The organism is Pseudaeromonas paramecii (genome assembly GCF_039540575.1).
GTDB lineage: Bacteria > Pseudomonadota > Gammaproteobacteria > Enterobacterales > Aeromonadaceae > Pseudaeromonas > Pseudaeromonas paramecii.
In genome coordinates this window covers 1-673 of sequence record NZ_BAABFC010000026.1, presented here as the reverse complement: position 1 = coordinate 673, position 673 = coordinate 1, and the positions used below count along the sequence as shown (strand labels likewise).

Sequence of the window (673 nt, the reverse complement as noted above, 5' to 3'; positions counted from 1 at the left end):
AATGTCATCCTGCACATCGACGTTCAGGGTGACCGTGTCGGTGACCTGGTCGCCGTCGGCGTCTTCCACCGTTACGCCCAGGGCGATGTTGAACGCATCCAGCGCCCAGTTCTCACCCTGCACCCCATCGTGCAGCACGTTGTCCAGCAGGGTGAAGTCGTACTCGCCACTGGCACTGTCTACCACCAGGCTCCATTGGGCCGTGGTGATGGTGATGTTGCCCTCGTCGTCCGCCGTGTACGGCGTGCCGTCGTAGCTGACGCTCACCACCTTGCTGGCCCCGGCACCGTCGGCACCAAAGGCGAAGTTATCCGCCAGGCTGCCATGGGCGATGTGGCCATCGGTGGAGCCGTCCTCGTTGTTGCCCACCGCGTTGGCGTTGTTCAGATCGTCTTCTTCCACCGTCAGGTCATCGGCGGCCACCGTGCGGACCGGAATGTCATCCTGCACATCGACGTTCAGGGTGACCGTGTCGGTGACCTGGTCGCCGTCGGCGTCTTCCACCGTCACACCCAGGGCAATGCTGAACGCATCCAGCGCCCAGTTCTCACCCTGCACCGCATCGTGCAGTACGTTGTCCAGCAGGGTGAAGTCGTATTCACCACTGGCACTGTCTACCACCAGGCTCCATTGGGCCGTGGTGATGGTGATGTTGCCCTCGTCGTCCGCCGTG

The 673-nt window shown here is 62.9% G+C and carries 1 protein-coding gene; it reads right to left on the bottom strand.

The window, feature by feature from the left end:
* On the bottom strand, positions 1-673 hold a 673-nt coding region (locus tag ABD847_RS15525; protein WP_425568473.1), incomplete at both ends, for a hypothetical protein.